This window comes from Pedobacter changchengzhani (assembly GCF_004354365.1).
Classification (GTDB): domain Bacteria; phylum Bacteroidota; class Bacteroidia; order Sphingobacteriales; family Sphingobacteriaceae; genus Pedobacter; species Pedobacter changchengzhani.
In genome coordinates, this window is sequence record NZ_SJCY01000004.1 from 67,726 (window position 1) to 94,138 (window position 26,413).

The following is a 26,413-nucleotide window of genomic DNA, read 5'->3' on the forward strand; positions in this document are numbered from 1 at the left end:
ATCCGCTACGCCAAGTTTAAATAATTTTCTTCTGTGCTATTAATAAAGGATTTAGAACAAAGTTGTGCTAACAATATGCCAAAATTTCATCCTTTTTGTTTGGGTACAGAATTTGATATATAAGTGTTATGGAAAATACTAATATTGAATTTACCGATCTTCCTGAGGGAACTAACCCAGATATTTACGCCAATTTAAAAGAGAAATTGGAAAGTGTTGAGAAATTTCCTGGTATTTATAATTTCAAATTTATAATTACTGGTGGCTTAGATAAAATAGAGGAGTTACGATCGATCTTACCCGACGATAAATTTATAGAGCAACCCTCTAAAACGGGTAAATATGTTTCTATTACTGTAAAAAAAGAAATGCAAAACGCCGATGATGTAATTGCTATTTACAAAGCAGTAGGAGAGATTAAAGGAATTATGATGCTCTAAAAAAAATATATAGCTGTTCGAAATTTATTAAAAACGTTTCGAACAGTTAATTAAGTTTTGCCTTAACTGTAAATTTCGTACAGTTAATTTAAAGTATCAAAGCTAAACGCCTGCCAATTAATAGGGATTGAGTTTTACCCTCTAATCTTTGTTCTTTGCTCCTTGGCTTTGCTCCTTAATCAAAGTTTTACATCCAATCTTCATTACCACTTTCTACTTGGTAGAGCCAATAATTTACCAAAAGCTTAATCTCCGTGTAATTGCCATATTTAAAATGGATTTTACCCGCGGCGGTATGCAAACACAAATGGCCAACATCTATACTTTTATGCCATGGATATTGAAATGTAGTAATAGCCTGTATTTTATTTGGCGAAACAATTTCTTTTGATATATCCCAAATTCCACTAGATTTAATTATAAAATATTGACTAACAGCGATTCTATGTTTTCGGTAGCTGATATAAATCATTAAAATACCAATTACCGAGTAAGGAATTGCTAAACCAAAAAAGGATTTTACCTCTGGCACATTAAATCCTACGATCAGAAAAACAGCTACCGGAAACACGATTTTGAAGAATATTGGTAAATTTAAAAAGCGCCAATTTGGAACAAAAGTTTTTCCATTTAGGGGTTGTTGACCTAAAATCATTTTGAGCAACTCATTTTTTTCTTTTAAATTACAGCCAGGTATGTCTATTGTATTGCCCTGCATTTCGTGGCCTTTTTTACTTTCGCCAAAATGAGCTTGCTTTAAACTCATGTTTAGTATGTTCAGTTTCTTTTGGAAGTAATTTTGGCTGTATTTCGAAATCTGAACTTTATTCGGACTTACCAAAGTGGTTTTTTTGGCTATTAAACCAAAAGATATTAACAGAGAATGTTCATGCTTTGTAATTTCGAGCTCAAAATATTTGTAAAATGTTCTAACTAGGTTAATAACTAACAATAAAATTAAAATGGCTGCGATTAGAATTATAAAAGTTGCGATGGAAACCATGCTGGATAAAGTAGATTGGATTTCACCTTTGTCGATTTTAAAACTATCTACCAAATGTCTTAATTCGTAAATTCCGTATAAAAATGCTACAATACTCAACAAGCTCCGGCCGTAGTTAGAGGTTAGCCCCACTTTTAATAAAGTAAGCGAGCTAATTCTTAAAAATGGAGTCTGTTTAATTTGGTTATGGATCTGCTCTACCAAAGTGTCATCAACATTAAAAGCTTTTTTATTTAATAAATGTTCTTTTAAGTTATAGGCAGATGCTTCATCAATGGCCTTTATACTCACTTCTTCTCCATTCGAACCTGCGGTATCAATCTTCAAACCGTAAACACCAATTATTTTCTGCAATATGGATTGATTGATGTTAACCTGTTGGATTTTATTAAAAGGTATTGTAACCTGATCACGGTTAAAAATCCCTTTGTTAACAACAAATTCTTGTTTAGTTTGATCTAAAAAGAAAGTAAAATTTATGTACCACAAATACGCAAAAACAAAGCTTAGTAAAATTATTAGGCCTATACCCAAAACCATGTAAGCAAGATAGTTACTTGGTGTTTTTACAAAGGCTAAAATAATTAAAACCCCAAACGCTTTACCTAGTTTTACAACAGTATGCGCGGCCATAATGATAATCCCAAAAGCAGATTGACGCTGAGGCTTACTAAAATCGTACGCCATCATTCTGCGTTTTTAGTGATTTGGTTTTCAGTTAAGTCAAGTTTCTTCAGTATCATATCTCTTAAACTTTTTGCCTCATCAATCGGGATACCCGAAATGCGGATATGGCCGGTTTGCCCACCTGCAGTAAATATTTGCAAAGTGCCGAGTTGATACATCCGAGAAAAAACACCTTGGTTTAATTCGATATGCTGAATTCTATTTAAGGGCACAATGGTGGTGCTTTCTACAATTATTCCGCTCTTGCACATTACATCGTGTGCCCGAAAAGCATAGCCTCTATTTTTAAAACTAAGTCTAAAAAACAAGAAGAGAATTAATGTTAATGCGCTATAAATACCGATAATAAACTTGGCTTCTGCCCGATATTCGACAAGCGTTAATGTTAATACAATGGCGCCGATGCCAATTATCCCTAAAAAAATAAGCAGATTTATAACAATAATTTTCCAATAATTTGAGTGTGGTTTGTAGAGTTCAACTACTTCGTATTTTGGAAGTGCGGGTATATCAATCGTATCGTTTGTGAAAAGCTGCATTTAAACAGAATTTGAAATCATTAAAAAATAAAATCTATACCAACTACGACTCGCGTTTTGGGATATTGTTACCTTACTACAATAAATTTCTTAGTCGCATTGTGTGAGCCGGACTCGGAACTGACTTTAAAAAAATATACACCAGGAACCATGTTTGTGGTATTTATTTCTAAAGTATGTTTACCTGTATTTAGGTAATCTTGAATAACTGTTTGAACCAAACGACCCATTATATCATAAATTTGTACATCAATTTTATCCGCTTCAGGCAATACAATGTCCAATTTGGTAAATGTATTAGCAGGGTTTGGATAATTCTGTGTCACCACAAACTGTAAAAAATTATCAAAAATAGCCTTGTTTATTGCATCAAATATTACAAAGCTAATTATTTTATAACCCCTCTCGTTGGGATGATAGGCATCTTGATACAAAGCAAAGTTACTTCGCAGTGCGCCATTAATATTTGCTAAGTATATTTTATTTTCTGAGGCGATTTTTCTGTAAATGGTGTTTAAGCTTTTTATGTGCTTATTTACGGTTACGTTTATTGTACTTTCCCGATCATCTACATTTTGTAATGTACAAATAATTGGTATTAGCTTTTTCGCAATTACAATTTTAATAATTGCGCGCATATTTGCCTCTGTTTCGGTAATTTTTAATTTTCCATTCGTGATCGCAACAGCATCATTAATGCCCATATTTACCACAACAAAACCAGTTCTGTTTTTTATAGCATCATTTATTCTTAGTAATCCTTGCGCAGTAGTTTCACCGCCTATACCATGATTTGTAATGTCAACAGTTTTTCCACTGTAACAATTTTTAAAGTGCTCGACTAAAAATTTTTGGAATCCGAAGCCTTTAACGCCTTGAACAGTGCTTGCACCGAACGTTACAATGTTTATACTGTCTTTAGCATAATATTTTGCGGCCTCTGGGCAACTTAATGCTGTATTACTCGGCTTTTTTTGCGCTTGTACATTAAATATTGAAAACGCAACCAATATTAAATACAGCAATATAGTCTTGTTTATTTTCATTTAATTACTCGGCGCGATTGGTTTTAGTGAATTTTAATCGTGCAATTTAATAAAATTTAAATGTAATAAACGTTCATATTTTGTTTTTATTGGTTATTAAAACCTGCTTATTATTCACTTTTTGAGCCTTAAACATTTATATTTGCTTAAACTAATTTGTTATGCAAGAGATTAAAAAATATGTAGAAACGCACAAACAGCGTTTTTTAGATGAGTTGTTTGAATTATTGCGTTTTCCTTCGGTTAGCGCCGATCCAAAATACAAAACTGATGTTTTAAAAACTGCAGATTTTGTTGCCCAAAAACTTAAGGATGCTGGTGCCGATAAAGTTGAAATTTGCGAAACTGCGGGCTATCCAATTGTTTATGGTGAAAAATTTGTTGATGCTTCGTTGCCAACTGTGTTAATTTATGGGCATTATGATGTGCAACCTGCAGATCCATTGGAGTTATGGCACACGCCACCATTTGAACCTACTGTTCGTGACGGTAAAATTTATGCCCGTGGTGCTTGTGATGATAAAGGACAGTTTTACATGCACGTTAAGGCATTTGAATTGATGATGGAAACCAATACTTTGGCCTGTAACGTTAAGTTTATGATTGAAGGGGAGGAAGAAGTTGGTTCTGCGAACTTAGGTATTTTTGTTAAAGCCAATGCCGAGCGTTTAAAAGCAGATGTTGTGTTGATTTCTGATACTTCGATGATTAGCATGGAGCATCCATCAATAGAAACTGGTTTACGTGGTTTAGCATATATGGAAGTTGAGGTTGTTGGTCCAAATCGCGATTTACACTCTGGTGTTTATGGTGGTGCAGTGGCAAATCCTGCAACTATTCTTTGTAAAATGATCGCTTCTTTACACGATGAAAATAACCACATCACAATTCCAGCTTTTTATGATAAAGTTGTTGAACTTAGTGATGCTGAAAAGAAAGCTTTAAACGGTGCACCTTATAATGAGGAAGAATATAAACAAGATTTAGCGATAGATGCGGTTTGGGGTGAAAAGGGTTATTCTACTTTAGAACGTACAGGTACACGCCCTACTTTAGAAGTTAATGGAATTTGGAGCGGATACATTGGCGAAGGCGCAAAAACGGTTTTACCAAGTAAAGCCAATGCAAAAATTTCGATGCGTTTGGTGCCAAACCAAAGTTCAGAAGAGATTGCAGCAATTTTTACCAAACATTTTGAAAGTATTGCACCTAATTATGTAAAAGTAAAAGTAAAAGCACATCATGGTGGCGAACCCGTAGTTACCCCAACGGATAGTATTGCTTATAAAGCTGCAGAGAAAGCCATTCAAGAAAGTTTCGGTAAAACAGCGATTCCAACCCGTGGCGGTGGTAGTATTCCTATCGTTGCTTTATTTGAAGATGTTTTAGGTATTAAATCGGTGCTTTTTGGCTTTGGTTTAGATAGCGATGCTTTACATTCTCCAAATGAGAAGTACGATATTTATAATTATTACAAGGGTATTGAAACTTTGCCATTGTTTCATAAGTATTTTGCCGAAATGAGTAAATAAAATAATTTATAATTTTTTGATAAAGCCCTGAATATTTGTTATTCAGGGTTTTTTTGGTTAAAAGTTACTAACGCTAAATAGCAGAGAGCACATCAGCGTTAGTGATGCCATTTTTAATTATTATCTAGACCAAAGAATCAGATTAATTATTTAACCATTAAGGAATTAAGAAAATTAAGTCGGACTATTTATTATGCAATTGGTATAACTTTGAGCTTGTCTTCTTTATCCCGAGTATTGGGATTTTAAACCATAAAAAAAGCCGACACTTTTTTGGGTATCGGCTTAATTATATGCTAATGCTTTTTATTCAAAATATTCTTTCATTCTTTCGAAGAAGCTTTTATCATTTTTACCAGGTTGTGGCTTAAAATTAGCCGAATCGCGCAGGTTTTCCAAAACATCTCTTTCATCGCTACTTAAAGCTTTTGGCGTCCAAATGTTAATGTGGATAATCTCATCGCCTCGATGGTAAGAATTAACTTCTGGTAAACCTTTACCTTTTAAGCGCAATAACTTGCCACTCTGTGTACCCGGTTCGATTTTAATTTTTGCTTTGCCATCAATTGTAGGTACTTCAATACTTGTACCTAACGCTGCATCAACAAAACTCAAATGTAAATCGTACACTACATTATTGCCTTCGCGTTTTAGGGTTTCATGGGCGCTTTCTTCAATTAAAATAATTAAATCGCCTGGTATGCCACCATTTTGTGCTGCATTTCCTTTTCCGCTCATGCTCAATTGCATGCCTTCGCTCACACCAGCAGGAATGTTAATGGTAATTGTTTCTTCGCCACGTACCACACCCTCGCCGTGGCAAGATGTACATTTTGAAGTAATTTGTTCACCATTGCCATTACAAGTAGGGCAGGTAGATGCAGTTTGCATTTGGCCCAAAATGGTATTTGTTACCCTTCGAACCTGACCACTGCCACCACAAGTGCTACAAGTACTAACTGATGATTTATCTTTTGCGCCACTACCATCGCAGGTTTTGCAAGCAATTAGCTTATTTACTTTTATTTTTTTCTCGGCACCATGCGCAATTTCTTCAAGAGTTAATTTAACCTTAATCCTCAAGTTTGTGCCCTTGGTTACTCTGCGTCCGCCACGTTGCTGACCGCCACCGCCAAAAAAGCTTTCGAAAGGATTATGACCACCAAAAACATCTCCAAAATTACTGAAGATATCATCCATATTCATACCGCCACCACCATAGCCACCGCCACCTGCACCGCCAACACCCGCATGACCGTATTGGTCATAGCGTTGCTTTTTCTCGGCATTGCTTAAAATTTCGTAAGCTTCTGCAGCCTCTTTAAATTTATCTTCAGAAGCTTTATCGCCAGGGTTTTTATCCGGATGATACTTGATAGCCATTTTACGGTAAGCTTTTTTGATTTCATCTGCTGATGAACCTTTGCTTACACCTAATATGTCGTAATAATCTCTCTTACTCATGTTTTTTATAATGTACTAATTAGCTAATTAACCAATTAGCAAATTGACTAATTTTATGCTCCAACAACAACTTTAGCAAAACGGATTACATTATCATTTAATGTATAACCTTTTTCTACCTCATCAATAACTTTGCCTTTTAACTTTTCGGTAGGGGCGGGTACGTTCGTAATGGCTTCGTGATAATCAGTATTGAAATCATTATTAATGCTATCAACCTCTTTTAAACCCTTTTGAGCCAATAAATTTTTCAATTTATTGTTTACTAGCAAAATACCTTCTTTAACAGGTGCTACATCTGTAGCCGTTTCCATTGCTTTTAAAGCACGGTCAAAATCATCCAACACTGGTAATAATGAAACGATAATATCTTTACCTGCAGTTTGCAATAATTCAACACGTTCTTTTTGTGTACGGCGTTTATAATTATCAAATTCTGCATACATTCTTAAATACTTATCATTAAGTTGTTGCACTTCTGCCTGTAACTTTTCCTCTGCAGATAATTCAATAACTTCCTCTTGATTATTTTCTGCATCAGGGTTTTCTATATTTTCTGGCGTAGTGTTTTCTAACGGCTGTTCAGTATTCATTATATTTTCCTCTTTATCGTTATTTTTCTTCTTATTAAACATAATATTAGGCTGAATTTTCAATCCTATTCTCAACAATTTTGCCATAAACGAAAATCAGCCAAGCTGACAGATTTATATAAAAATATCTGACCAGATTGGCTGATTGACTGACAATTTAAAGTACGATTTGCGAAGTGCGATTTTAGATTTGAGTATTAAAATCGTACTTCGTAAATCTAAAATTGTAAACTTACTTAGGCTATTTTTGCATCTTCATGCACAACGCCACCTTCGCATTTTATAATGCGCGAAGGGTAGGTGCGAATCATTTGATAATCGTGTGTGGCCATTAAAACAGCGGTTCCATTTTGCGAAATTTGTTTTAAAAGCGTTACAATTTCTTCTGATGTTTCTGGATCTAAATTCCCGGTAGGTTCATCAGCTAAAATAATTTCAGGGTCGTTTAATAGGGCTCTAGCAATTACAATACGTTGTTGCTCTCCTCCAGAAATTTCGTGAGGCATTTTTTTGATTTTTGATCTTAAACCAACCTTATCCAGCACATCTTTAATCCGCTCGGTAATTAAATTTTTATCTACCCAGCCAGTTGCCTTTAAAACAAATTCGAGGTTTTTCTCAATCGTACGGTCGGTTAGTAACTGAAAATCTTGGAAAACTACGCCCAATTTTCTGCGTAAAAAAGGTACTTTGCTTTCTGTTAAGTTTTTTAGATCGAAGCCAGCAATTTCTCCACTGCCATTGCCTATATGTAAATCGCCATATAAAATTTTTAACAAACTACTTTTGCCTGAGCCAGTTTGACCGATTAAAAATACAAACTCTCCTTTTTCTACATGTAAATTTACATTCGAGAGTACTAAATGTTTTTGTTGAAAAACATCAACATTGCTTAAATGAATTACTGCGTTTTCTGCCATTTTATATTTCTAATTTAGCAATCTGCCCAAAAGGCAAATTATTAACCATTTCCATAATGTAATCTTGCTTATCGCCCAAACCTAACTTTGTTAACGATTTGTCTGGTCGATCTACCCTAAAATAAGCCAATAAAGTAAACTTTTCGTCTCTTAATTGTACGTAATCGGGAATTTTGGCAATGCCTTTTACTTTGATGATATACATTCTGCTCAAAAATAGCATTTCAAAACGAAAAGCCGAACATAGAAGCGCATTTTATCTCGTCAAAAATACCCATCCCGAATAGGTTTTAAAATCTTCGTTAAAATAAATCGTATAATAATACGTGCCAACGGGTAAATCTTTTCCGTTTAATTTTCCATCCCATGGTTTATAAAACCCTACACTTTGATAAACGAGCGCTCCGTAGCGGTTTACTATTTTAAGTTTAGGATTGGGAAAAGCCCCAGCAGCGGGTATGTTCCAAGTATCGTTGAAGCCATCACCATTGGGAGAAAAAGAATTAGGAATTAAAATGTCTGGATAAACTTTAATAAAAACAGCATCAGTACTGCTAACACATTTTGAAATCACGTTTAGGGTATAAGTAATGTCGTATTTCGGGGTTGCAATTGGATTTAATTTAGTCGGATCATCCAAAAAATCTGCAGGACTCCAAAAATAAGTTACCTCATCGCCACTTATTTTTCCGTTTAAAGTAACTGATGATCCAGCAAAAATCTTCTTATCGTCACCGGCATCTGCCATTGCGTTTTTAAGTACATTAACCTTAATTTCCTTCATTTCGTAGCAAACGCCATTAGATATTTTAACCTGATAAATGGTAGAATCTTTCGGCGATGCAAATGTTTCGTCGCTATTTAGATTAGATAAGCCTGTTGCGGGCATCCAAGTATATTGTGTGCCACCAAAAGCTTTCAAAGTTATGCCGGTATTTTCGCAAATATCAACCGAGGAGAAATTAGTTGACCCAACAACACGGTCTAAAATTTGCAACTCCGTATTTGCAGGCGCAGTACATCCGTTTAGGCTAACCGTAACACTGTATATGCCCTGCATGGCGGTTGTAGCATTTAAAATTATCGGGTTTTGATCCGTTGAAGTATAATTGTTTGGGCCAGTCCATTGGTAGTGATCGCCGCCCTCGGCACGCAGCTGAATTTCATCGCCAGCACAATACGGGCCGCCATTACTAGCTTTTGCTATTGGTAAAGATTTTACAAAAAAATCTATTGGCGCTGATACCACTCTACATTTTAAAGAGCCAATATTTATTCTCTCTGCTGCTGCGAGGCGATAATGATAATCACCTACAACGGCGTTGGTAAATTGTACGACATAATCTTTTTGGGTTGCACCTGGTATGTCAACCCATTCGTTGTTGGTTTGTTTTTGCCACTGAAAAGCTACATCTGTAAAGCCAACTGGTTGCAAGGCGTCAATGTTAAAAGTCATATCGTTGCCTTCGCAAAAACTGGCCGTTGTTGCATTAGTGCCCCTTAAAGCTGGTGATATTACTGGCCCACATGGTCTAAATGTGATGTCATCAAGTGCCACATCATTACCATTACCGCCGGGATTAACATTGCTCATTGTTAAGGTAATGGTGCCCATATTTGCAGGCGTGGTAAATGTAGTGCCGTATTTTTGCCATTGTGGCGTGGCCGATTCGGGAATATCTCCTGTGGTAAAACCTCCTGGAATTTCTATACCATCATTTTCAATCGTGAACTTGATGTTGGGTTTAATGCCACTTCTATTTAATATATTGATGATGTAAGAAGCAAACTCGTAAGTTGTATTTGGGCACAAATCCCTTACTGTGGTTTTAAAAAATATGTCTTGCGTATAGCTGGCGTTTACCACCATCATGTAGCCATTAGGATCATTAGGTGTGTGGTTTGTTATGTTTTGATGCCAAGCGGTGTTCATTCCAGCGGTTGTTTTTGCCAAAGTATAAAACCCATCTTGTGGTGTGCCTGCAATATATTGATAGGTTGTATTTGCAGGTGTAGGATTTCCAAAAGTCTGGGTGCCTCTACCAAAATCACTTCCAGCTTCAATTATTGGGTCGCCGAGATTACCTGTACATACCTGTTGCGCCTTTACAAATGTAAAAGCATATACAAAAATCAAAATTAACTGTAGTCTAAGCATTTATATGCGATCTGCTTGCAATATCCTAAAAAATATCTGTTTTGAGGCTGCGCTAATTTAGGCCGTTCAAAAATTCTACGGTATTTACGTTATCGGCATAATCCCACAGTTTTGGGTGCTGACTTTCGCCAAAATTAAAAGTTTTCATGCGCAAAGGAACCTGTGTAACAATGCATTGAATATTTTCGGCTTGCTCATTCAAAGTATTTTCTACCTCGTTAATGCTTTTATATTCCTCGTAAAATAAAACCGCTAGGGGCGAAGCAATATTTTTATCCTCTTTTAACAATAAAAACCCGTTATCGAAATGTTTGGCCGCATTTACCAAATAAATAGATTTATTGTAATCGTAATTGTTGTTATATTTAAAGTGATTAATAATGGGTTGATAGCTTTCAATGCCTTCGTAAAAATTGGCAATATTATAGCCTTCCGGGAAGTAAATTTTAGAAATATTTCTACAACCTAGTCCAAAATAATCGAAAATATCAGCACCTAAACGATTGAGTTCTGCTTCAGTTTCTGTGCCACTTAAAACCGCCACGCTATTTCTATTTTTGCGGATGATGTTTGGCACTTTGCTAAAATAGAAATCGAAGTATCTTGATGAATTGTTGCTTCCAGTTGCAATAACAGCATCAAAACCTTTTAAACGCTCTACATATTGTATTTTATCTGCAAATGCAGGTTCAATTTTAATCAACTCAGTAATTACCGTTTTAATCAGTTTATCATCCGAAGAAGAAAGTTTTATTAAAGCAATATTGCCAGTTGCTAAAACGCAAAGTACATCGTGGAAACCAACCATAGGGATGTTGCCGGCAAGGATTAAGCCTATTTTTTTTGGTGATGAACTAAATTTAATAGCTTGAAACCAAGTATCGATGTCTTGGCTGTTTAACATCGCCGCAAAGGATGCGATAGATTTTTTTACGTTATCTAAAGTAAACCAAGCATTGCTGTTTAGGGCGCCATTTACCTCATTCTCTACTATGTCGGTAGGGTTTATCAGCTTTGATCCTAGTTGTTTAAACGCAATAATTACTTTATCTTGAGTTAAAATAGACATATTTAGAATTGTTATTAATGGTTTATGTGTTATATTTGCACCGCAAAGGTAAACTAAGCAAAAGAATAAGACGAAAACATGGCGATTAAAATAACTGATGAATGTATAAATTGTGGCGCTTGCGAACCTGAGTGTCCAAATAATGCAATTTACGATGCTGGTGCTGCGTGGCGTTTCTCCGACGGCACAAATTTAAACGGAATTATCGATTTCGGTAATGAGCAAATTGAAGCAGATAAATCTCAAGATGCAATTTCTGATGAGGTTTATTATATCGTATCTGATAAATGTACCGAATGTAAAGGGTTTCATGATGAGCCTCAATGTGCTGCGGTTTGCCCGGTAGATTGTTGTGTGGATGATGAGGACGTACGAGAAACAGAAGAAGAGTTGTTGGCTAAGAAAGCTTGGTTACACCAGGAGGGATAGGAGCCCCACCTCTGCCTGTCCGGCAGGCAGGCAACCCTCCCCAAATGAGAGGGCTTTTAAATATTTATATAGAAGGCGCTTAATAGGTTAGGCGCCTTTTTTTTGTTTAGACCGTATTTTGTTTCGAATTAAAATGCCTATTGAATATGGGATCTTTTTATCCAGAACTTAAATTTTGGGGGGTTCTAAATTTTACATTTTAATATAAATCTTCAATAACATACTTCGTTTCATTATATTGAAAAGAGCTTCCCTTTTTCAGGTCTTTCATGCTTGCATAAATTGGCGCATTGGTAGAAATACCAAAAAATACCTCACCATCCACCTCAACTTTTTCACTAGATACACTGATGAAAAATGTAATTTGATCTGTTACCACCACTGCTCCGGACTCAACAATTTTACTTTCTTCCATTACGTTCATTGAATTAAGATAGTTTAATTCTTGATCAGCAAATATGAGTTCATTTCCTATCGCGTTTAGTACTTCCAGTTTATCCGCTTTGCGATCTTCAGTTTGACTGTCGCTTTCGTTTTGGCTATAGGCATCTTTATGGATTTCAGCCTCCCGCTCCTTAAAACTATCAACAAGTTCTTGCTGTTTTTGAATACAAGCTTTTAATATCTGTGTTTTGGTTATTTTATTTTGCATAATTTATTTGATGTTTTAATTGTGATAAAGGTATTATTATTTATCTCTCGATGATAGTTAAAGCGCTAAGATAATTTTCAACTAATCTCGATAAACTTAACTTTTTTGTTGAAGCGTAATGCTTAGCTTTTTCAATCATCCGTTGATTGAGCTTTAATGTGAGTTTAGTTTCCATATTTGTGATTTTTATACGGTTAAATATGTTAAAATTTGAACGTATTAAATGTAGTTTGCTTTTTTTCTGGAATTTCTGCTAAATTTTGGAGATTTGAAACCGTGTATTTAAGCTAATAATGATTGAGAGTGTTTTGAAAGGCAAACGCTGTGAGGTTTTGCAAACCCTTTTATGGTAAAATCTTGCAAAACTTGAGTTGCCCATTTTCTGGATTGAATGGCACGTTCGGAATTTACTTTGTAGCCAACGGCAATAATAGCCGAAAGATTATAGTGATTGGTGTTATACGTTTTACCATCTTGGGCAGTTATTCGAAAATTTCGAACAACTGCTGTTTCCTCTAGCTCACTATCAGAAAATATTTTTTTGAGGTGATAATTAATCGTGTGTGTTTCTACTTGATAAAGCTCGCCATCATTTTTTGGCTTAGCCAAATGTTTTCATCTTCATAAATGGCATTTATGCCACCATCTCCTGAAGATGCAATAAAGGTTAAATACTCAACCGATGAAGAGCGCATGAGTTGCTTGTCTTGATTGTTTTTTTTCATAATCGTAACTACTTAACCCTTATTTATTTTAATTCATCGGTTTAATCATACTTTCAATAAACCCAATTTCTGCTTCAGTTAAACCGTATTTGGCATAAAGCTATTGATCTATTTCTGAAATTGTTTTTAACCAGTCATTAGCTTATTTTTTTGTGAAGTTTTGAAGAGGAAAGAATTTGTAGGTTTTTAATTATACATCATTATTTTCTTTCAATTCATTTGTAATACCAAGGTTTTTAAAATTTTGTTTACTTATAACTTTTGCACCCGATTTTTTTTCTAATTCTTTTCTTGCATTTCCTGCTATCGTTCCGCCCTCTTTGGCAGCTTTGTGATTTTCTACAAAACCTGTGGCATTTTTATTTTTTGCTATTTCAGTAGTAGATGCTTCGCCAAGCATAGTGAAAATTAATTCCAAATCAGACATGTGGTCGCGAAGATTTTCGTTGGCTTTGGTTAAGCCTTTGAGATTTTTATACTCACTCGGAATTATGCCAAAGGTAGCTTTGCTGATTTCGGCTGTTAAAATGGAGTATTCTTTGCCCTCTTTTACGCCACGTTGTTTCCATTCGTTGGTTAATTCATCACGAACTTGTATGCCTCTAATTCTTTTTTCTATCCAGGCATCGCTATAGCCTTTGGCTTTATAAGTGGCTCTTATGCGTGCTTGTGCCAATTCAGGATTTTCTATTTCGGCAATGCGTTCGGCACCAACTTGAGCCAGCCATTGTTTGAAAGGTTCGGCTTTGGGTGAGGGTACGGATTGAATAATTCTTAATAAGCCTTGCTTGGAAGCACAATCTGTAGCATATTTTTTTCCATCAGTGGCTACTAATTTGAGTTGTCGACAAATTGTCGATAACTCGAAACCTGATAATTTTTCACGCTTTTTCATTCTGTACCAATAATCCTTTGGATCAGCACTATCTGTCAAAACAGCTATAACATCTACCACTGCAAAAAACCATTCTTGCTCTTCTTCATTCCAGTCAGAACGAATTTGTTTATTTTCAAATAATTTTACACCGCTCATCTTTTTTTAATTTTGTAAAATTCATCTAAATCACGCCATTGGTTTAATCATGCTTCCTATAAACACAATTTTTTCTTCGGTTAAACCGTATTTGGCATACAGTTGCTGGTCTATTTCTGGGATAGGTTTTGACCAATCAATATCAGAAGTAGTTGTGAAGTCTTGGAGGGGAACGAATTTATAGGTTTTTGAGGTAGCATCTTGACTGGCTTTTGCTAAACTATGCATAAAACGTACAAATCTTGTTGACAAGTATTTAGTTAAATTTCACTCATATCTTCCCCGAAGGTACGAATTTTACAACCCCCAAATCTCCCTACTCAATCTCACACTTATTCGGCACAATCAAAACCGGACAAGCAGATTTTCTGGCCACATGCTCCGCAACACTGCCCATTAAAAAGCGGTATAATCCGGTTCTACCATAAGTGCCAATTACAATTAAATCAGCCTGCCATTCATCAGCTTGCAAAATAATACCGTTAACGGCCATATCGAGCACGGTTAAATAGGTGGTTTTTATGCCATCACTAAATTTTGACTCCACTTCTTTAAGCAAAACATGGCTGTTTTCTTCGCTGTTATCGTAGGTTTCTAAAAATACTGGCGCCAGCGTTAAATCGGGATTAATGTTGGCGGGCACAGGTTCAATTATATTCACTAAGGCCACTTCTGCGCCAAATGTATGCGCCATGGCATAACCCGCTTTTGCAGCCTTTTCTGAGCAGGTGCTATTGTCAACAGCAATTAATATCTTTTTAAAGTTCATAACGTTTGGTTTTTTGTTCCTTATAAAAATACAAATTTAAAGCGAAAATGTAAGGCCATGGTCAGATTTTATTAGCTTAGCATTAAAATTCACTTTTACGAGAAATGGAAAATCAATATGGTATTTGCCGTATCGCAATCGCACCGTTAAGGGCAGAACCATCGGATAAAGCAGAAATTGCTTCTCAGTTGTTATTTGGCGAACATTTAGAAATTTTGCAAAAAGAAGAAAACTGGTGGTTGGTTCAAAATGGATACGATGGTTATCAAGGTTGGGTCGATTTTAGGCATTTGGCATCCATTTCTCAAGCAGAATTTATCGCCATGCACGATTGTAATGTACTCGTTCCACAAGGTTACAACCATACGCTTTCCGCAGAAAATGGTTCGCTTTACCATTTAAGTCCGGCTAGTAATTTGCCGTTTTTTAAAGATGGATATTGCTTTGCCGGTCCAGAAAAGTTCAAAGTAAACTTCGAACCTCACGATGCTAATAAAGCAGATTTCGCAATTGAAATAATTTCTTTTTCTAAGTTCTTCCAAAATACGCCATACTTATGGGGCGGACGAAATTTATTCGGACTAGACTGTTCGGGCTTTGTGCAAATCGTGTTTAAATTATTGGGCATTAAACTAAATAGAGATGCTTACCAACAAGCTGAACAAGGTGTATTGGTTGGCTTTTTAGCGGAGTGTAAACCTGGCGATGTTGCTTTTTTTGACAATGCCGAAGGTAAAATTACCCATGTTGGTATTATGTTAAGCAACAACGAAATTATCCATTCCTCGGGTAAAGTTAGAATAGACCCTATAGATGATCAAGGTATTTTTAATAAGGAATTGGGTAGGTACACGCATAAGTTGAGAATTATCAAACGGTTTGTAGATTAAGAAGTGGCCTAGACGTATATGATTTGTTTCATAAATGTCGCTACGGAAGTACGAAATACACTGAAAAGAAAAAAGATTCAATATAAAGCTGTGTTTCTGTGACAAAAAAATATAATTTAACATACTGATAATAGTTAGTATGCACAGTTCCCGATGTATTCCTAAGGTAAGCCTAGAGGTGTTTTCGGGGTAAAATTCACTTAATACCATTAAAAATATCTATGAAAATATCTTTAGCGTTCCTCCTACTTCTATTTTTAACTGCGCCAGGTTTTGCTCAAAATAAACTCTCACAGAGTAGGCAGTCGAGTAAATATGCTTACATCTATAAGTTAACCGATAAAGAAGCTTTTGAAGTTTACTCAAAACCGAAATTCAACATTACGGATAGGTTTTTCCACACGGTTGTAGATAGTTTTTTAATCGAGAAATTTTATAATAAACAATTGGATTTTGGCCATTATTTATTTGTGAGTGTGGTTAGAAACGACATAAATTACAAACTCAAAAGCGTGCAGAATACAAACATTCAGTTTGTAAATAATTTAAAGGAGTTTCAGTTTTCTGTTGCCGATTTAAAAGGTAATCTGATTCAAAACGCCGATGTTACCATCGCAAAGCGTAAAAAAATAAATTTTGATCAGAAAGCCCAACTTTACAAATCATCATTCCCTAAAAAAGAAGAGGTAATTACCGTTAAATACGATGGCTTGAGCAATTTCTTTAATTACGATTTGCACGACAGCGATTATAACCCTGAAAGATCTTGGTCGTTCTTTAAAAAATTGATTTATGCTTTTCCGATAAAATATACTTGGCAACCAATTAAGAAATTGTTTAAAAAGCGATATAAAAAGCCGAAAACGTATTATTCAGGCTATATGGTGTTTAGCAAACCCAAATACAAACCTTTAGATACCGTTAAATTAAAGGCTTATGTACTTACAAATAAGGGAGAATTAGTTAAGAATATTCGTGCAAAAGTGGGGTTGGTGACTGATGGTAAACCGAAAACTTTGGCTACGATTTCGCCATATAAAGATGGTGGTTATGAGTACAGTTTCGTTTTAGCAGATAGCTTAAATTTAAAATTAGATCGAAGCTATAGTGTTTCCTTAACCGATAATAAAAAGCTGTTTAATATGGTTTCTCAAAGCTTTAACTATGAAGATTATGAGCTTAAATCGCTTAATTTTTTAACCAGAACAGATCGAGAAGTTCATCAAATTGGTACGCCAATATCACTTTATTTAAAAGCAACTGATGAAAATGAGCTCGCTGTACCCGACGGTAGAGTGGAGATTGTTGCCTTAACGGATAACGTATCGGCATTTTATAAAGATAAAATTTTTGTACCTGATACACTTTGGAAAAAAAGCCTAAAATTAGATCCCGTTGGAGAAACAAAACTTATTCTGCCCGATAGCATTTTTCCTAAAGCGGATTTAAGATTCAGCCTAGATATCAATTTTTTAAATAGCAACAACGAAAGTAGGAGCGATAGAAAATCTTTAAGCTATAAATACCTTAAAGGCGATTTGAAAGAAATTGAATCGTCGTTGGTGAAGGATAGTTTATTAATTGATTATTGTGTAAATGATAAATCTACTAAAGAGAAAGCAAGTGTTTTGTGGTTTACAAAAGACGATTTATTGCTCGATTCGCAGTTTGTTTCTTTACCAAAAACTTTTAAAACCGATTATCGTGCTTCCTATATTAAAGTAAAAACTGCGGGAGGTTTAAAAGAACATATATATATTAGCGATTTTTATCCAAATCTTTCAATTGGTGCATTGCAGTCGAAAGATTCGTTACGTGTTTTGGTCAATAATGAAAACAAAATCCCGTTCTGGTACACAATTTTTTCTGGCAATAAGGTAATTTCGAAAGGTTATACAACGGTTTTAGATACGCTCTTAAAACATACGGCTAATAAAGCTGCGCAAATTCAAATTAATTATTTTTGGGATGAACGAGAGAAAACTGAGGAGGCAAGCGCAGTTTATAATCCAAATATTTTAAATGTCAAACTCATCTCGCCTGATGTGGTATATCCAGGTCAAAAGGTAAATATGCTGGTTAAAGTAACGGATGTGAATAATTTGCCTGTTGCAAATACCGATTTAACCGCCTACGCATCAACTTCAAAATTTAAAAATAATTACATCCCTTTCATTCCTACGTTTCAAAAAGGATTGAGTGTTCGCAAAAAAAACAATCTGCAAATTGAAACTGATGATAGCAGTATTGGTTATAATGTTAGATTAAATTGGTTAAAATGGGGCAAAGCTTTACGCTTAGATACCATAGAATATTATAAATTCACCCATCCGAATAATATTTATTCTATCACAGAAAACACGAACGACACCACTACTCAAGTTGCTCCATTTGCGATATTAAATGGCGATATAGAACCCGTAAAAGTTCTTTATATAGATGAAATACCAGTGTTTTTTAATCAGGCAGACCAATTACAGCATTATGCTTTTAAGGTAGAGCCGGGTAAACATAATTTTAGGTTGCGCACTGCAAATTTCATGATTACACTTGAAAACTTTGAGGTAATAAAAGGTAAAAAAACAATTGTTGGTATTTTGGCAGATAGTACAAATACGCTGGCTAAAGTCATCAGGCAACCAATTCAGTTTAATGCTTATGAAGCCCAACTTTTAAATAAGTATATGCTCAAAGTGGTGAATAATTTTAATGGAGAAAAAACAACAATTGACGCTGGCGAAGATAAACTTCTACTTAATCCACCTCCAAATACTTTCGCTAATAATGAGTTGGTCATCGGACCGATAAAAGAAAATTTTTTGAATTTTAAAAGTGGAGGCGTTAGTCAAAATTTTATTAAAGAGAGTGGTTATACTTACACCTTTACACCAGGCTTAATTAAACAAAAGTCGTTTTTGGGCAACTATGCCTTTAACACGAATTTAGGCGTAGGCTCCAATACTTCCAGTACCGATTTTACTCAATCTTTGCTTAAGAAAGGCGAAATTGATAGTATATGGGCAGATTACCTAAACCTTAGAAGTTACAGCACACAACTTTTTAAAAACATTTTTACTAAATACAATGAAGGCGGGCGTTTAGCATTTAAAATCGATACCGCATTTACCAAAAAACTTCCTTACATTAAAAATATAATCATATACAAGCCTGATGAACCTAGTTTTATTCAGATTTTTCCGGGCAAAGAGGTTTCCAATCGCTTTAATTTAGAAAAAGGCGAATACCGGATTCTATTTCTATTAAAAGACAATCGATTTTTTATTGCAGAGCAGGTTAATGTTTTGGAAAAAGGATTAAATTATTATGAATGGGAAAATTTTAAGGTCCAAATTGCGGATCAATTTAGTTTAAAACTTGATGAATTGATAAAGGCAACAATTACAACCGATTATTACGATGTTAGGCCAATAGATGTAGCGATTTTGGAAACGTTTAATGATCGCTATTTCGATGGTAAGGTATTAAAAGGGAAAATGACAGGTCGTATTATTGATCGCGCTAAGCATGCGATACCCGGTGTAATTGTAAAAGTTGTTGGTTTAAGTAAAGGGGTTTCTACAGATGCAAAGGGTTATTTTATTTTGAATGTTCCACAATCTGGCCAAGTTTCCATCTCTTTAATCGGTTACAATACCAAAGTAATTAAAGTGATAGAAGGTAGTATTGGCGATAAAATTTTAGAGGAGAGTAGCAATTCTTTACAAGAAATTGTGGTAGTGGGTTATGGTACTCAAGCAAAAAAAATGCTAACTGCATCTAGCGTAAGTTATTTAGAAGGCCGAGTTGCGGGTTTAAATATTGAAAATAACACAGGCGCGCCTGGTTTTAGAGGAAGTGTTCAAATACGGGGAATATCCGAGATAAAAATTAGTGGGCGAGGTTCGTATGATGCAAATGGCACCAAACCCTTAATTTTAGTTGATGGTAATCCATTTGTTGGAGATTTAAATAGTTTATTACCTGAGGATATTTTATCAATAGAAGTATTAAAAGGGGCAGATGCCACTGCTGTTTTTGGTGCAAGGGGTGGCGATGGCGTAATCATCGTCAAAACAAAGAATGGTAATGTACGGGTAAATATGGGCCTTAAGTCAGAAGGTGCGTTCATCTCACAACAACAAACCATGCGCACAAATTTTTCTGATGAAGGTTTTTGGCAACCAAAATTAATAACAGACGAAACTGGAACAGCAAAGTTTTCAGTTAAATTTCCTGATGACATTACCAAATGGACAACCCGTGTAATTGCCATGAATGGCAAAAAGCAAGCTGGATATACTGAAACTTTTATAAAATCCTTTAAATCGTTAAGTGCGAATTTTGTGTCGCCACTTTTTGCTACCGATGGCGATGAAATTAATGTGATTGGTAAATTGATGAGCTATACACCGTTTGAAGAAAGTGTAAATCGTAAATTTAGTTATAACGGAACAGAACTCAGAAATTCGACTTTTAAATTCAAAAATGCGCATATAGATACCGTCGCCATTGTTGTATCGGGAAAAGATAGTTTGAAATTTGAATACACTTTGAAACAAGATAATGGCTATTTCGATGGTGAAATACGTAAAATTCCAGTTTTTGCGCAGGGCGTGTTAGAAACTAAAGGCTATTTTTCTGCAATGCTGAGAGATACTTCGATCACTTATAACTTCGATAAAAACTTAGGTAAAATCACTTTAAGAGCGGAGTCGTCGGTTTTTCCAACTTTGTTGGATGAAATGACCAACTTGCGCAATTATGAGTATTTGTGTAACGAACAATTGGCATCTAAATTAAAAGGTTTATTGCTCGAGAAACAAGTTCGAAAGTTCTTGGATCAACCGTTTATCCACGAGAAAGATATTCTTTTCATTATTAAAAAATTACAACAAAATAAGAAGCCACAAGGTACTTGGCCATGGTGGCAAAATGGCGACGAACAAATTTGGATCAGTTTACATGTTGCCGAAGCGATGCTTAATGCTGAAAAAAATGGCTACAAAACGAATTTTGATAAACAGGTATTGTACAGTTATTTAGTGAATAAATTGGTAGATCAGCCGAATACTTATGAGCAAATTCAAACCATAAAGCTTTTGCATCTATTGGATGATAAATATTTTATTAAAGACTGGGTTGAAGCTTTTGAAAAAAAGAAATTAGATGTTAAGCCGAATCTTTTTGAGCAACTGGAGTTGATGGAATTGAAGCAGATGGCTGAGATTAAAATTAATATAGATTCGCTTATTAAAATAAAAAAACAAACCATGTTTGGCAATATTTATTGGGGCGATCAAAATACACGCTTTTGGGACAATAGCATTCAGAATACTATAATTGCTTACCGGATATTGAAAAATGCCGGTGGTTATGCAAGCGAGTTGGAGAAAATTTCGATGTACTTTTTAGAGCAACGCAAAGATGGACAATGGAGAAATACTTTTGAGTCGTCTTTAATTTTAGAAACCATATTGCCAGAAATGATTGCTGGTGATAAGAAAGCTGGACCTGCTTCTTTAAGTTTGAATAATGAAACGGTTAATACTTTTCCTTACGATAAAATTTTAGAACCTGTTTCGGAAATCAAGCTGGATAAGAAAGGCAAAATGCCTTTGTATTTTACTGCTTTTCAGCAGTTTCAAAACCCGAAGCCCGAAAAGGTGAGTAAAGATTTTACAGTGAATACTTCGTTTATTCAAAATGGCAGTGCGGTGAGCAAGCTTAAAGCGGGTACATTAACTACGTTGAAAGTAGAAGTTGAAGTACGTGCCGATGCAGATTATGTAATGATTGAGATTCCTATTCCTGCTGGATGCAGTTATGAAAATAAAATACAAAATTTTTGGGGTGTAGAAAGTCATAGAGAATATTTTAAAAACAAAACCACAATTTTCTGCACAAAATTAAAACAAGGAAAATACACTTTTAACATCGATTTAATGCCACGTTATTCGGGTAGTTATGTGTTAAATCCTGCGAAAGCAGAAATGATGTATTTCCCAGTATTTTATGGTAGAGAAGGAATGAAAAAAGTTGGGATAAATTAGGGCGCAAAACCCCTAAATCCCCTAAAGGGGACTTGCCTTTCTTGCGTTCATGTTATGCTTATCATGTTAAAGTCCCCTTCAGCGGATTTAGGGGTAGGCAATTGGTCTGGATTTGAAGCTAGATCCTCGAGGGCAAAAGGATAGGAATAAATTAGGTATTTGCGTATATTTGAGTATAATAAAATAACAATGGAAGTTAAAAAGCGTAAAATGGCAATGGTTGCAAATAGGGTAAGGATGGAAGATGAGGATGCAATGGATGTTGTTTTTTGGCTTAATCAACCCGTAGCTGAGCGAATAAAAGCTGTAACTACTTTAAGAAGACGTTATTTCACTTGGCTCCATGGATCATTCCCAGATAAAATAGCTAAAGCGGTAAATAAACGAAAATTTGATGTTTGAACAGAATGATATTATGTTACCCAATTAGGTTATCCACCGCTTAGAATTGATATTTTAAATGCTATATCTGGCGTTCAGTTTAAAGAAGCTTTCGGTAATAAGATTAATGCTGATGTGGAAGGATTGATGATTAATTTCATCAATGTTGATGATTTTATTGCAAACAAGCTGGCATCAGGAAGGAAAAAAGACTTAGGAGATATTGAGGCATTAAGGAAAAACAAACCTTAACCTTCCAACTCCCAAACCATCACTTTTCGATCATCGCCTGTAGAAATTAGATATTTTCCATCTTGGCTCCAGATTATTTTATTAATGGAGTGCGTATGCCCAAATTCGCCTTTTTCTAAACTCAAAATTTTATAGAGTTTATAGTTATTGGCATCCCAAATTTTAATGCTTTTATCGTTACTGCTTGTTGCAAAAATGGGTAAAGTAGGGTGGAAGGCAATATCGTAAATGGTAAATAGGTGTGCAGGAATTGTCTCCTGCAATTCATACGAAGGTAGAGCCCAAATTTTTAACTGCGCATCTCTGCTTCCAGAAATTAAGTATTTACCAGTAGGATGATACGCTAACGCAGTAACAGGAAGTGTATGACTGTCTAATTTTTGCTTTAAACTGTAATCAGAAGTGTTATAAATTCTGATTAAATGATCTTTGCATCCAAATGCCACTTCGGTTTCATCTGGTGAAATAGCGATCGTTCTAACCGTATCGTATGCTGCCTGAAAGCGATAGATTTCCGAGAAATCTTCAAGCGACCAAACAGCAACCGTTCCATCTTCGCTTGAGGTGAGAATTTCGTTTTTGCTTTTTACGATTTGAATATCAAAAATGGGCTTGGTAAGTGTACTAATTCTAGCGATTACTTTTTGTTCAATAAAATCGTAAACACTAAAAGCACCACTTCGCTCACCTACGAAAAGCTGATTATTGTAGTTTTGCAAACAATAGACCGAACTCTGTACTGGCATTTTAACCATTACAAAAGCCATTTTGTTAAGCGACCATTCTACAACGCCTTTATCGTTACCTGCACTAAAAAATATCCCTGCTTTATCCGAATTTACAAGGGCGTAAATAGGGTTTTGATGACCGCTAAAGGTTTGTAAGTGTTTAAGCATTTGGTTTTGGGTTGCGTGTTATGAGTTGCGTGTTGTAAGGGAAAGTGTAGGGTAAGCGATTATACGTATAACTTACAACTCCTTTATTTTTTTTTAAATTATTAGCTATAAAGCGATTAGACCTATAACTTATAACCTATAACTAACAACTCACTTATGTCTTTTCTCTAAATTCTGAGCAATATCTTTTAAGCTTAATCCTTTTTCCTTTAGCAGGAAAGTTAGGTGAAACAATAAATCAGATGCTTCGCCAATAAATTCTTCTTCGGTTTCCGCCAATGCTGCAATTACGGTTTCTACGCCTTCTTCACCAACTTTTTGAGCAATTTTGTTTAATCCCTTGGCTCGCATTTTATTAATGTACGATCCTTCAACAGGGTTTTCATATCGATCCGTTATAATTTTCTCTAATTCGAAAATAAAGTTTTGATTGAATTCAGTTTTAAAACAACTTCTGCTACCAGTGTGGCAAGTTGGGCCAACGGGATTGGCTTTTATTAGAATGGTATCGTTATCGCAATCGATATGGATTGATTTTACAAAAAGGAAATTGCCACTTTCTTCGCCTTTAGTCCATAAACGATTTTTAGAACGAGAGAAAAACGTAACTTTTCCTTCATTTTGTGTTTTCGTTAAGGCTTCATCATTCATGTAGCCCAACATTAAAACTTCTAGGGTTTGTGCATCTTGAATGACTACTGGAACCAAACCGTCGCTTTTGTTAAAGTCTATTTTCATTTTTTTTATAGCTTTCCGTCATTGCGAGGAGCGAAGCAATCTATTTTGCTAGAAAGATTGCTTCGTGCCTCGCAATGACGGGTTATTTTTTACTGTGTTTTACACTCCGAGGGGGAAGTTCCCCACTTCAGGGGGCTAGGGGGTTCTAACCGCAACCCCATTCCTTTTTAACTCTTGTTTTAAATCTGGTATTAAAATCTCTCCGTAATGAAATACCGAGGCTGCTAAGGCAGCATCCACATTTGCTTGTTGGAAAACATCCGTAAAATGTTGCATATTACCTGCTCCACCCGATGCAATAATCGGGATATTGATCATTTGATTTACTTTTTTCAATAACCCACAATCAAAACCCGCTTTTGTACCATCGTGATCCATAGAAGTTAATAATATCTCTCCTGCGCCTAAATCTTCTGCTTGTTTAATCCAGTTTTCGGTTTCTAATTCGGTAATTAATCTACCACCATTTAAGTGAACCATATTTCTTCCATCTACAAATTTTGTATCGACAGCTAAAACAACAAATTGAACGCCAAATGCTTTTGCTAATTCTTCAATTAATTTTGGGTTACGAACAGCGGCCGAATTGATGCTTATTTTATCTGCCCCAGCATTTAATAAAGCTTCTGCATCTGCAAGTTCGGTTATGCCACCGCCAATGGTAAATGGAATATTCAATTGCCGAGCGACGGATTTCACCATTTCAATCATCGTTTTTCGTCGTTCGTGGGTAGCGGTAATGTCTAAGAAAACCAATTCATCGGCACCTTGTTGTGCATATTGCGCAGCTAGTTCAACAGGGTCGCCCGCGTCACGCAAATCGACAAAGTTTACACCTTTTACCGTGCGACCGTCTTTCACATCAAGGCAGGGGATTATTCTCTTGCTTAAACCCCCTCTGCCCCCTAAAGGGGGGACTGCAAATTGCTGAGCCTGTATGGCTTCCTTTATTTTGGTCAAAACAGTATTTATATTGTTGTAAAGTTCTTCGTTTTTAAATCTTATAATCTTTATTCCTAACGCTTCAAGATTTTTTTGTCTTTCTATATCGTTTTTTAAAACTTCTGGTTTATTGTGGATGCTTCCGTCAAGTTCAATAATCAATTTAACCTCATGGCAAAAGAAATCGGCAATGTAAAAGGAGATTGGATGCTGTCTTCTAAATTTTACACCCAATTGCTTATTACTTATATGTTCCCACAGCAAACTTTCAGTGGCTGTAACTCTATTCCTTAGCGCTTTTGCATTTTTAAATATCAAGTTTGATGCACCATAGAACATCTTTGGCTCGTTGACTTTTAAAAAGTCAAAATCGTCATCATTAATGCTGTATGTCATTTACGTTTGCTATTTCCACCTTGCTATTTGCTCCCCCTTTAGGGGGCTGGGGGGTTATATACTTGTCAACATTTTTAAATTCCAAGCTTTAATTTCCTCAATGGTAATTCTATCCTCGTAAATGGCTTTTCCAACCACCACGCTTCGAATTGGATATTTTGCCAACTCGTGTATATCATCCATAGAACTTACGCCACCTGAAGCAATCAATTTAATCATTGGGGAGTGATCCAACAGTTTTTTGTATAAATCTACTGCTGCACCACCTAATTTTCCGTCCTTACTAATATCGGTGCATAAGAAACGGAAAAACCCAAGTGCCAAACATTTATCAACGTAATCCATCAATTTAATTGGCGAACTTTCCATCCATCCTGAGTATTTAATCACTTCATCTAAAACATCAATGGCGATAACTATTCTATTGGCGTAATTGTCTTTTTTAGAGAAAGCTTCACTCAATTCTACCAAAAATTCGGGATTTGTAATGGCTTGAGTACCAACAATTACACGGTGAATACCAGCATCGAGTAGATTAGTAACTTGCTCAATTGTGCGAATGCCACCACCATATTGAACTTTCATTTCTGTTTTTTTGATAATATCGAAAAGTGATTTTTGATTGCTAAAATCGCCTTTTGCGCCATTCAAATCAATAATATGGATAAAATCTGTACCGTTTGAACGATATTTTTCTATCATTTCGGCAATAGAAACATCGTACTCGGTTTTTTGGTTATAATCGCCTTCACGTAAGCGAACAACCTTCCCATCCAAAATATCAATAGCAGGTATTATGTACATTTTTT

26 protein-coding genes and 1 pseudogene are annotated in these 26,413 nt (G+C 35.4%); 6 read left to right on the plus strand and 21 right to left on the minus strand.

What is annotated here, in order from left to right:
• The first annotated feature begins 128 nt into the window (after positions 1-128).
• Positions 129-440, plus strand: coding sequence for a DUF493 domain-containing protein (locus EZJ43_RS07380; RefSeq protein ID WP_133262068.1), 312 nt, complete (start codon positions 129-131; stop codon positions 438-440).
• Positions 441-627: 187 nt separating this feature from the next.
• Here EZJ43_RS07380 and EZJ43_RS07385 read toward each other — a convergent pair whose 3' ends face one another.
• From EZJ43_RS07385 to EZJ43_RS07395, 3 genes are all read right to left on the minus strand, one after another.
• Positions 628-2,130, minus strand: coding sequence for a PH domain-containing protein (locus tag EZJ43_RS07385; RefSeq protein WP_165953103.1), 1,503 nt, complete (start codon positions 2,128-2,130; stop codon positions 628-630).
• A complete protein-coding gene (locus tag EZJ43_RS07390; protein ID WP_133262070.1) occupies positions 2,130-2,669 on the minus strand; it encodes a PH domain-containing protein in 540 nt (179 codons plus the stop codon). Before EZJ43_RS07390 ends, EZJ43_RS07385 begins: the two co-directional genes overlap by 1 nt.
• Positions 2,670-2,737: 68 nt before the next feature.
• Positions 2,738-3,715 carry an SGNH/GDSL hydrolase family protein gene (locus EZJ43_RS07395; RefSeq protein ID WP_133262071.1) on the minus strand — a complete coding sequence of 326 codons (978 nt, stop codon included), beginning with the start codon at positions 3,713-3,715 and terminating at the stop codon, positions 2,738-2,740.
• A gap of 161 nt (positions 3,716-3,876) precedes the next feature.
• On the opposite strand from EZJ43_RS07395, the gene EZJ43_RS07400 reads away from it, so the two are divergent.
• Positions 3,877-5,247 carry a dipeptidase gene (locus tag EZJ43_RS07400; protein ID WP_133262072.1) on the plus strand — a complete coding sequence of 457 codons (1,371 nt, stop codon included), beginning with the start codon at positions 3,877-3,879 and terminating at the stop codon, positions 5,245-5,247.
• A 306-nt stretch (positions 5,248-5,553) separates the two neighbouring features.
• On the opposite strand, the gene dnaJ is transcribed toward EZJ43_RS07400, so the two are convergent.
• The 6 genes from dnaJ to EZJ43_RS07430 all read right to left on the minus strand — a co-directional run bounded on the left by dnaJ (position 5,554) and on the right by EZJ43_RS07430 (position 11,451).
• Positions 5,554-6,711 (minus strand): molecular chaperone DnaJ, encoded by a 1,158-nt coding sequence (gene dnaJ / locus EZJ43_RS07405; RefSeq protein WP_133262073.1) that lies wholly within the window; start codon positions 6,709-6,711, stop codon positions 5,554-5,556.
• A gap of 53 nt (positions 6,712-6,764) precedes the next feature.
• Positions 6,765-7,346 carry a nucleotide exchange factor GrpE gene (locus tag EZJ43_RS07410; RefSeq protein ID WP_133262074.1) on the minus strand — a complete coding sequence of 194 codons (582 nt, stop codon included), beginning with the start codon at positions 7,344-7,346 and terminating at the stop codon, positions 6,765-6,767.
• Positions 7,347-7,540: 194 nt separating this feature from the next.
• On the minus strand, positions 7,541-8,224 hold the full coding sequence (locus tag EZJ43_RS07415; protein ID WP_133262075.1) for a cell division ATP-binding protein FtsE: 684 nt from the start codon (positions 8,222-8,224) through the stop codon (positions 7,541-7,543).
• 1 nt (position 8,225) lies between these two features.
• A complete protein-coding gene (locus EZJ43_RS07420) occupies positions 8,226-8,429 on the minus strand; it encodes a fructose-6-phosphate aldolase (RefSeq protein WP_133262076.1) in 204 nt (67 codons plus the stop codon).
• Positions 8,430-8,480: 51 nt separating this feature from the next.
• Positions 8,481-10,382: a gliding motility-associated C-terminal domain-containing protein gene (locus tag EZJ43_RS07425; protein ID WP_133262077.1), complete on the minus strand. Its 1,902-nt coding sequence runs from the start codon at positions 10,380-10,382 to the stop codon at positions 8,481-8,483.
• Between the two features lie 52 nt (positions 10,383-10,434).
• Positions 10,435-11,451 (minus strand): acyl-CoA reductase, encoded by a 1,017-nt coding sequence (locus EZJ43_RS07430; protein ID WP_133262078.1) that lies wholly within the window; start codon positions 11,449-11,451, stop codon positions 10,435-10,437.
• A gap of 78 nt (positions 11,452-11,529) precedes the next feature.
• Here EZJ43_RS07430 and EZJ43_RS07435 point away from each other — a divergent pair, with 78 nt between their 5' ends.
• Positions 11,530-11,880, plus strand: a complete 351-nt coding sequence (locus EZJ43_RS07435) for a 4Fe-4S dicluster domain-containing protein (RefSeq protein ID WP_133262079.1) — start codon at positions 11,530-11,532, stop codon at positions 11,878-11,880.
• 199 nt (positions 11,881-12,079) lie between these two features.
• Here the strand turns inward: EZJ43_RS07435 and EZJ43_RS07440 are convergent, their stop codons facing one another.
• The 7 genes from EZJ43_RS07440 to EZJ43_RS07460 form a co-directional block, all read right to left on the minus strand.
• Positions 12,080-12,532, minus strand: coding sequence for a hypothetical protein (locus tag EZJ43_RS07440; protein ID WP_133262080.1), 453 nt, complete (start codon positions 12,530-12,532; stop codon positions 12,080-12,082).
• A 40-nt stretch (positions 12,533-12,572) separates the two neighbouring features.
• Positions 12,573-12,707 (minus strand): DUF6364 family protein, encoded by a 135-nt coding sequence (locus EZJ43_RS17475; protein ID WP_243718057.1) that lies wholly within the window; start codon positions 12,705-12,707, stop codon positions 12,573-12,575.
• 107 nt (positions 12,708-12,814) lie between these two features.
• Complete coding sequence (gene rhuM / locus EZJ43_RS07445) at positions 12,815-13,141, minus strand: RhuM family protein (protein ID WP_207924585.1); 327 nt, start codon at positions 13,139-13,141, stop codon at positions 12,815-12,817.
• Positions 13,102-13,257, minus strand: coding sequence for a hypothetical protein (locus tag EZJ43_RS17335; protein WP_207924586.1), 156 nt, complete (start codon positions 13,255-13,257; stop codon positions 13,102-13,104). Before EZJ43_RS17335 ends, rhuM begins: the two co-directional genes overlap by 40 nt.
• 190 nt (positions 13,258-13,447) lie before the next feature.
• Positions 13,448-14,290: a BRO-N domain-containing protein gene (locus tag EZJ43_RS07450; RefSeq protein ID WP_133262081.1), complete on the minus strand. Its 843-nt coding sequence runs from the start codon at positions 14,288-14,290 to the stop codon at positions 13,448-13,450.
• A gap of 30 nt (positions 14,291-14,320) precedes the next feature.
• Positions 14,321-14,542, minus strand: a complete 222-nt coding sequence (locus EZJ43_RS07455; RefSeq protein ID WP_133262082.1) for a hypothetical protein — start codon at positions 14,540-14,542, stop codon at positions 14,321-14,323.
• 64 nt (positions 14,543-14,606) lie between these two features.
• Positions 14,607-15,059: a universal stress protein gene (locus tag EZJ43_RS07460; protein WP_133262083.1), complete on the minus strand. Its 453-nt coding sequence runs from the start codon at positions 15,057-15,059 to the stop codon at positions 14,607-14,609.
• Positions 15,060-15,163: 104 nt separating this feature from the next.
• On the opposite strand from EZJ43_RS07460, the gene EZJ43_RS07465 reads away from it, so the two are divergent.
• The 3 genes from EZJ43_RS07465 to EZJ43_RS07475 all read left to right on the plus strand — a co-directional run bounded on the left by EZJ43_RS07465 (position 15,164) and on the right by EZJ43_RS07475 (position 22,401).
• The gene (locus EZJ43_RS07465) at positions 15,164-15,949 is read left to right on the plus strand and encodes a C40 family peptidase (protein ID WP_133262084.1); all 786 of its coding nucleotides are present in this window, start codon (positions 15,164-15,166) and stop codon (positions 15,947-15,949) included.
• 221 nt (positions 15,950-16,170) lie between these two features.
• Positions 16,171-21,999 (plus strand): alpha-2-macroglobulin family protein, encoded by a 5,829-nt coding sequence (locus EZJ43_RS07470; protein ID WP_133262085.1) that lies wholly within the window; start codon positions 16,171-16,173, stop codon positions 21,997-21,999.
• A 189-nt stretch (positions 22,000-22,188) separates the two neighbouring features.
• Entirely contained in the window at positions 22,189-22,401 is a 213-nt protein-coding gene (locus tag EZJ43_RS07475; RefSeq protein WP_207924587.1) for a hypothetical protein, read from the plus strand.
• Between the two features lie 227 nt (positions 22,402-22,628).
• Here EZJ43_RS07475 and EZJ43_RS07480 read toward each other — a convergent pair whose 3' ends face one another.
• The 5 genes and pseudogenes from EZJ43_RS07480 to hisA all read right to left on the minus strand — a co-directional run bounded on the left by EZJ43_RS07480 (position 22,629) and on the right by hisA (position 26,408).
• Positions 22,629-23,528, minus strand: coding sequence for a WD40 repeat domain-containing protein (locus tag EZJ43_RS07480; RefSeq protein WP_133262086.1), 900 nt, complete (start codon positions 23,526-23,528; stop codon positions 22,629-22,631).
• A 150-nt stretch (positions 23,529-23,678) separates the two neighbouring features.
• Positions 23,679-24,266 carry a bifunctional phosphoribosyl-AMP cyclohydrolase/phosphoribosyl-ATP diphosphatase HisIE gene (hisIE, locus tag EZJ43_RS07485; RefSeq protein ID WP_133262087.1) on the minus strand — a complete coding sequence of 196 codons (588 nt, stop codon included), beginning with the start codon at positions 24,264-24,266 and terminating at the stop codon, positions 23,679-23,681.
• A 135-nt stretch (positions 24,267-24,401) separates the two neighbouring features.
• Positions 24,402-25,205: an imidazole glycerol phosphate synthase subunit HisF gene (gene hisF / locus EZJ43_RS07490; RefSeq protein ID WP_243718071.1), complete on the minus strand. Its 804-nt coding sequence runs from the start codon at positions 25,203-25,205 to the stop codon at positions 24,402-24,404.
• Positions 25,206-25,214: 9 nt separating this feature from the next.
• Positions 25,215-25,604, minus strand: a pseudogene (locus EZJ43_RS17480) (endonuclease domain-containing protein); the annotation flags it as partial.
• 54 nt (positions 25,605-25,658) lie between these two features.
• On the minus strand, positions 25,659-26,408 hold the full coding sequence (hisA, locus tag EZJ43_RS07495; protein ID WP_133262088.1) for a 1-(5-phosphoribosyl)-5-[(5-phosphoribosylamino)methylideneamino]imidazole-4-carboxamide isomerase: 750 nt from the start codon (positions 26,406-26,408) through the stop codon (positions 25,659-25,661).
• Positions 26,409-26,413 lie beyond the last annotated feature (5 nt).

Excerpts from the sequence above, each read along its gene's own strand:
- hisIE (WP_133262087.1), bottom strand. The coding sequence starts at position 24,266 with ATGAAAATAGACTTTAACAAAAGCGACGGTTTGGTTCCAGTAGTCATT.
- EZJ43_RS07400 (WP_133262072.1), top strand. The coding sequence starts at position 3,877 with ATGCAAGAGATTAAAAAATATGTAGAAACGCACAAACAGCGTTTTTTA.
- EZJ43_RS07465 (WP_133262084.1), top strand. The coding sequence starts at position 15,164 with ATGGAAAATCAATATGGTATTTGCCGTATCGCAATCGCACCGTTAAGG.
- EZJ43_RS07380 (WP_133262068.1), top strand. The coding sequence starts at position 129 with ATGGAAAATACTAATATTGAATTTACCGATCTTCCTGAGGGAACTAAC.
- EZJ43_RS07420 (WP_133262076.1), bottom strand. The coding sequence starts at position 8,429 with ATGTATATCATCAAAGTAAAAGGCATTGCCAAAATTCCCGATTACGTA.
- EZJ43_RS17335 (WP_207924586.1), bottom strand. The coding sequence starts at position 13,257 with ATGAAAAAAAACAATCAAGACAAGCAACTCATGCGCTCTTCATCGGTT.
- EZJ43_RS07390 (WP_133262070.1), bottom strand. The coding sequence starts at position 2,669 with ATGCAGCTTTTCACAAACGATACGATTGATATACCCGCACTTCCAAAA.
- hisA (WP_133262088.1), bottom strand. The coding sequence starts at position 26,408 with ATGTACATAATACCTGCTATTGATATTTTGGATGGGAAGGTTGTTCGC.
- EZJ43_RS07480 (WP_133262086.1), bottom strand. The coding sequence starts at position 23,528 with ATGCTTAAACACTTACAAACCTTTAGCGGTCATCAAAACCCTATTTAC.
- EZJ43_RS07425 (WP_133262077.1), bottom strand. The coding sequence starts at position 10,382 with ATGCTTAGACTACAGTTAATTTTGATTTTTGTATATGCTTTTACATTT.
- EZJ43_RS07475 (WP_207924587.1), top strand. The coding sequence starts at position 22,189 with ATGGAAGTTAAAAAGCGTAAAATGGCAATGGTTGCAAATAGGGTAAGG.
- EZJ43_RS07430 (WP_133262078.1), bottom strand. The coding sequence starts at position 11,451 with ATGTCTATTTTAACTCAAGATAAAGTAATTATTGCGTTTAAACAACTA.
- EZJ43_RS07410 (WP_133262074.1), bottom strand. The coding sequence starts at position 7,346 with ATGTTTAATAAGAAGAAAAATAACGATAAAGAGGAAAATATAATGAAT.
- EZJ43_RS17475 (WP_243718057.1), bottom strand. The coding sequence starts at position 12,707 with ATGGAAACTAAACTCACATTAAAGCTCAATCAACGGATGATTGAAAAA.
- dnaJ (WP_133262073.1), bottom strand. The coding sequence starts at position 6,711 with ATGAGTAAGAGAGATTATTACGACATATTAGGTGTAAGCAAAGGTTCA.
- EZJ43_RS07415 (WP_133262075.1), bottom strand. The coding sequence starts at position 8,224 with ATGGCAGAAAACGCAGTAATTCATTTAAGCAATGTTGATGTTTTTCAA.
- EZJ43_RS07435 (WP_133262079.1), top strand. The coding sequence starts at position 11,530 with ATGGCGATTAAAATAACTGATGAATGTATAAATTGTGGCGCTTGCGAA.
- EZJ43_RS07470 (WP_133262085.1), top strand. The coding sequence starts at position 16,171 with ATGAAAATATCTTTAGCGTTCCTCCTACTTCTATTTTTAACTGCGCCA.
- EZJ43_RS07450 (WP_133262081.1), bottom strand. The coding sequence starts at position 14,290 with ATGAGCGGTGTAAAATTATTTGAAAATAAACAAATTCGTTCTGACTGG.
- EZJ43_RS07460 (WP_133262083.1), bottom strand. The coding sequence starts at position 15,059 with ATGAACTTTAAAAAGATATTAATTGCTGTTGACAATAGCACCTGCTCA.
- EZJ43_RS07385 (WP_165953103.1), bottom strand. The coding sequence starts at position 2,130 with ATGGCGTACGATTTTAGTAAGCCTCAGCGTCAATCTGCTTTTGGGATT.
- EZJ43_RS07440 (WP_133262080.1), bottom strand. The coding sequence starts at position 12,532 with ATGCAAAATAAAATAACCAAAACACAGATATTAAAAGCTTGTATTCAA.
- EZJ43_RS07395 (WP_133262071.1), bottom strand. The coding sequence starts at position 3,715 with ATGAAAATAAACAAGACTATATTGCTGTATTTAATATTGGTTGCGTTT.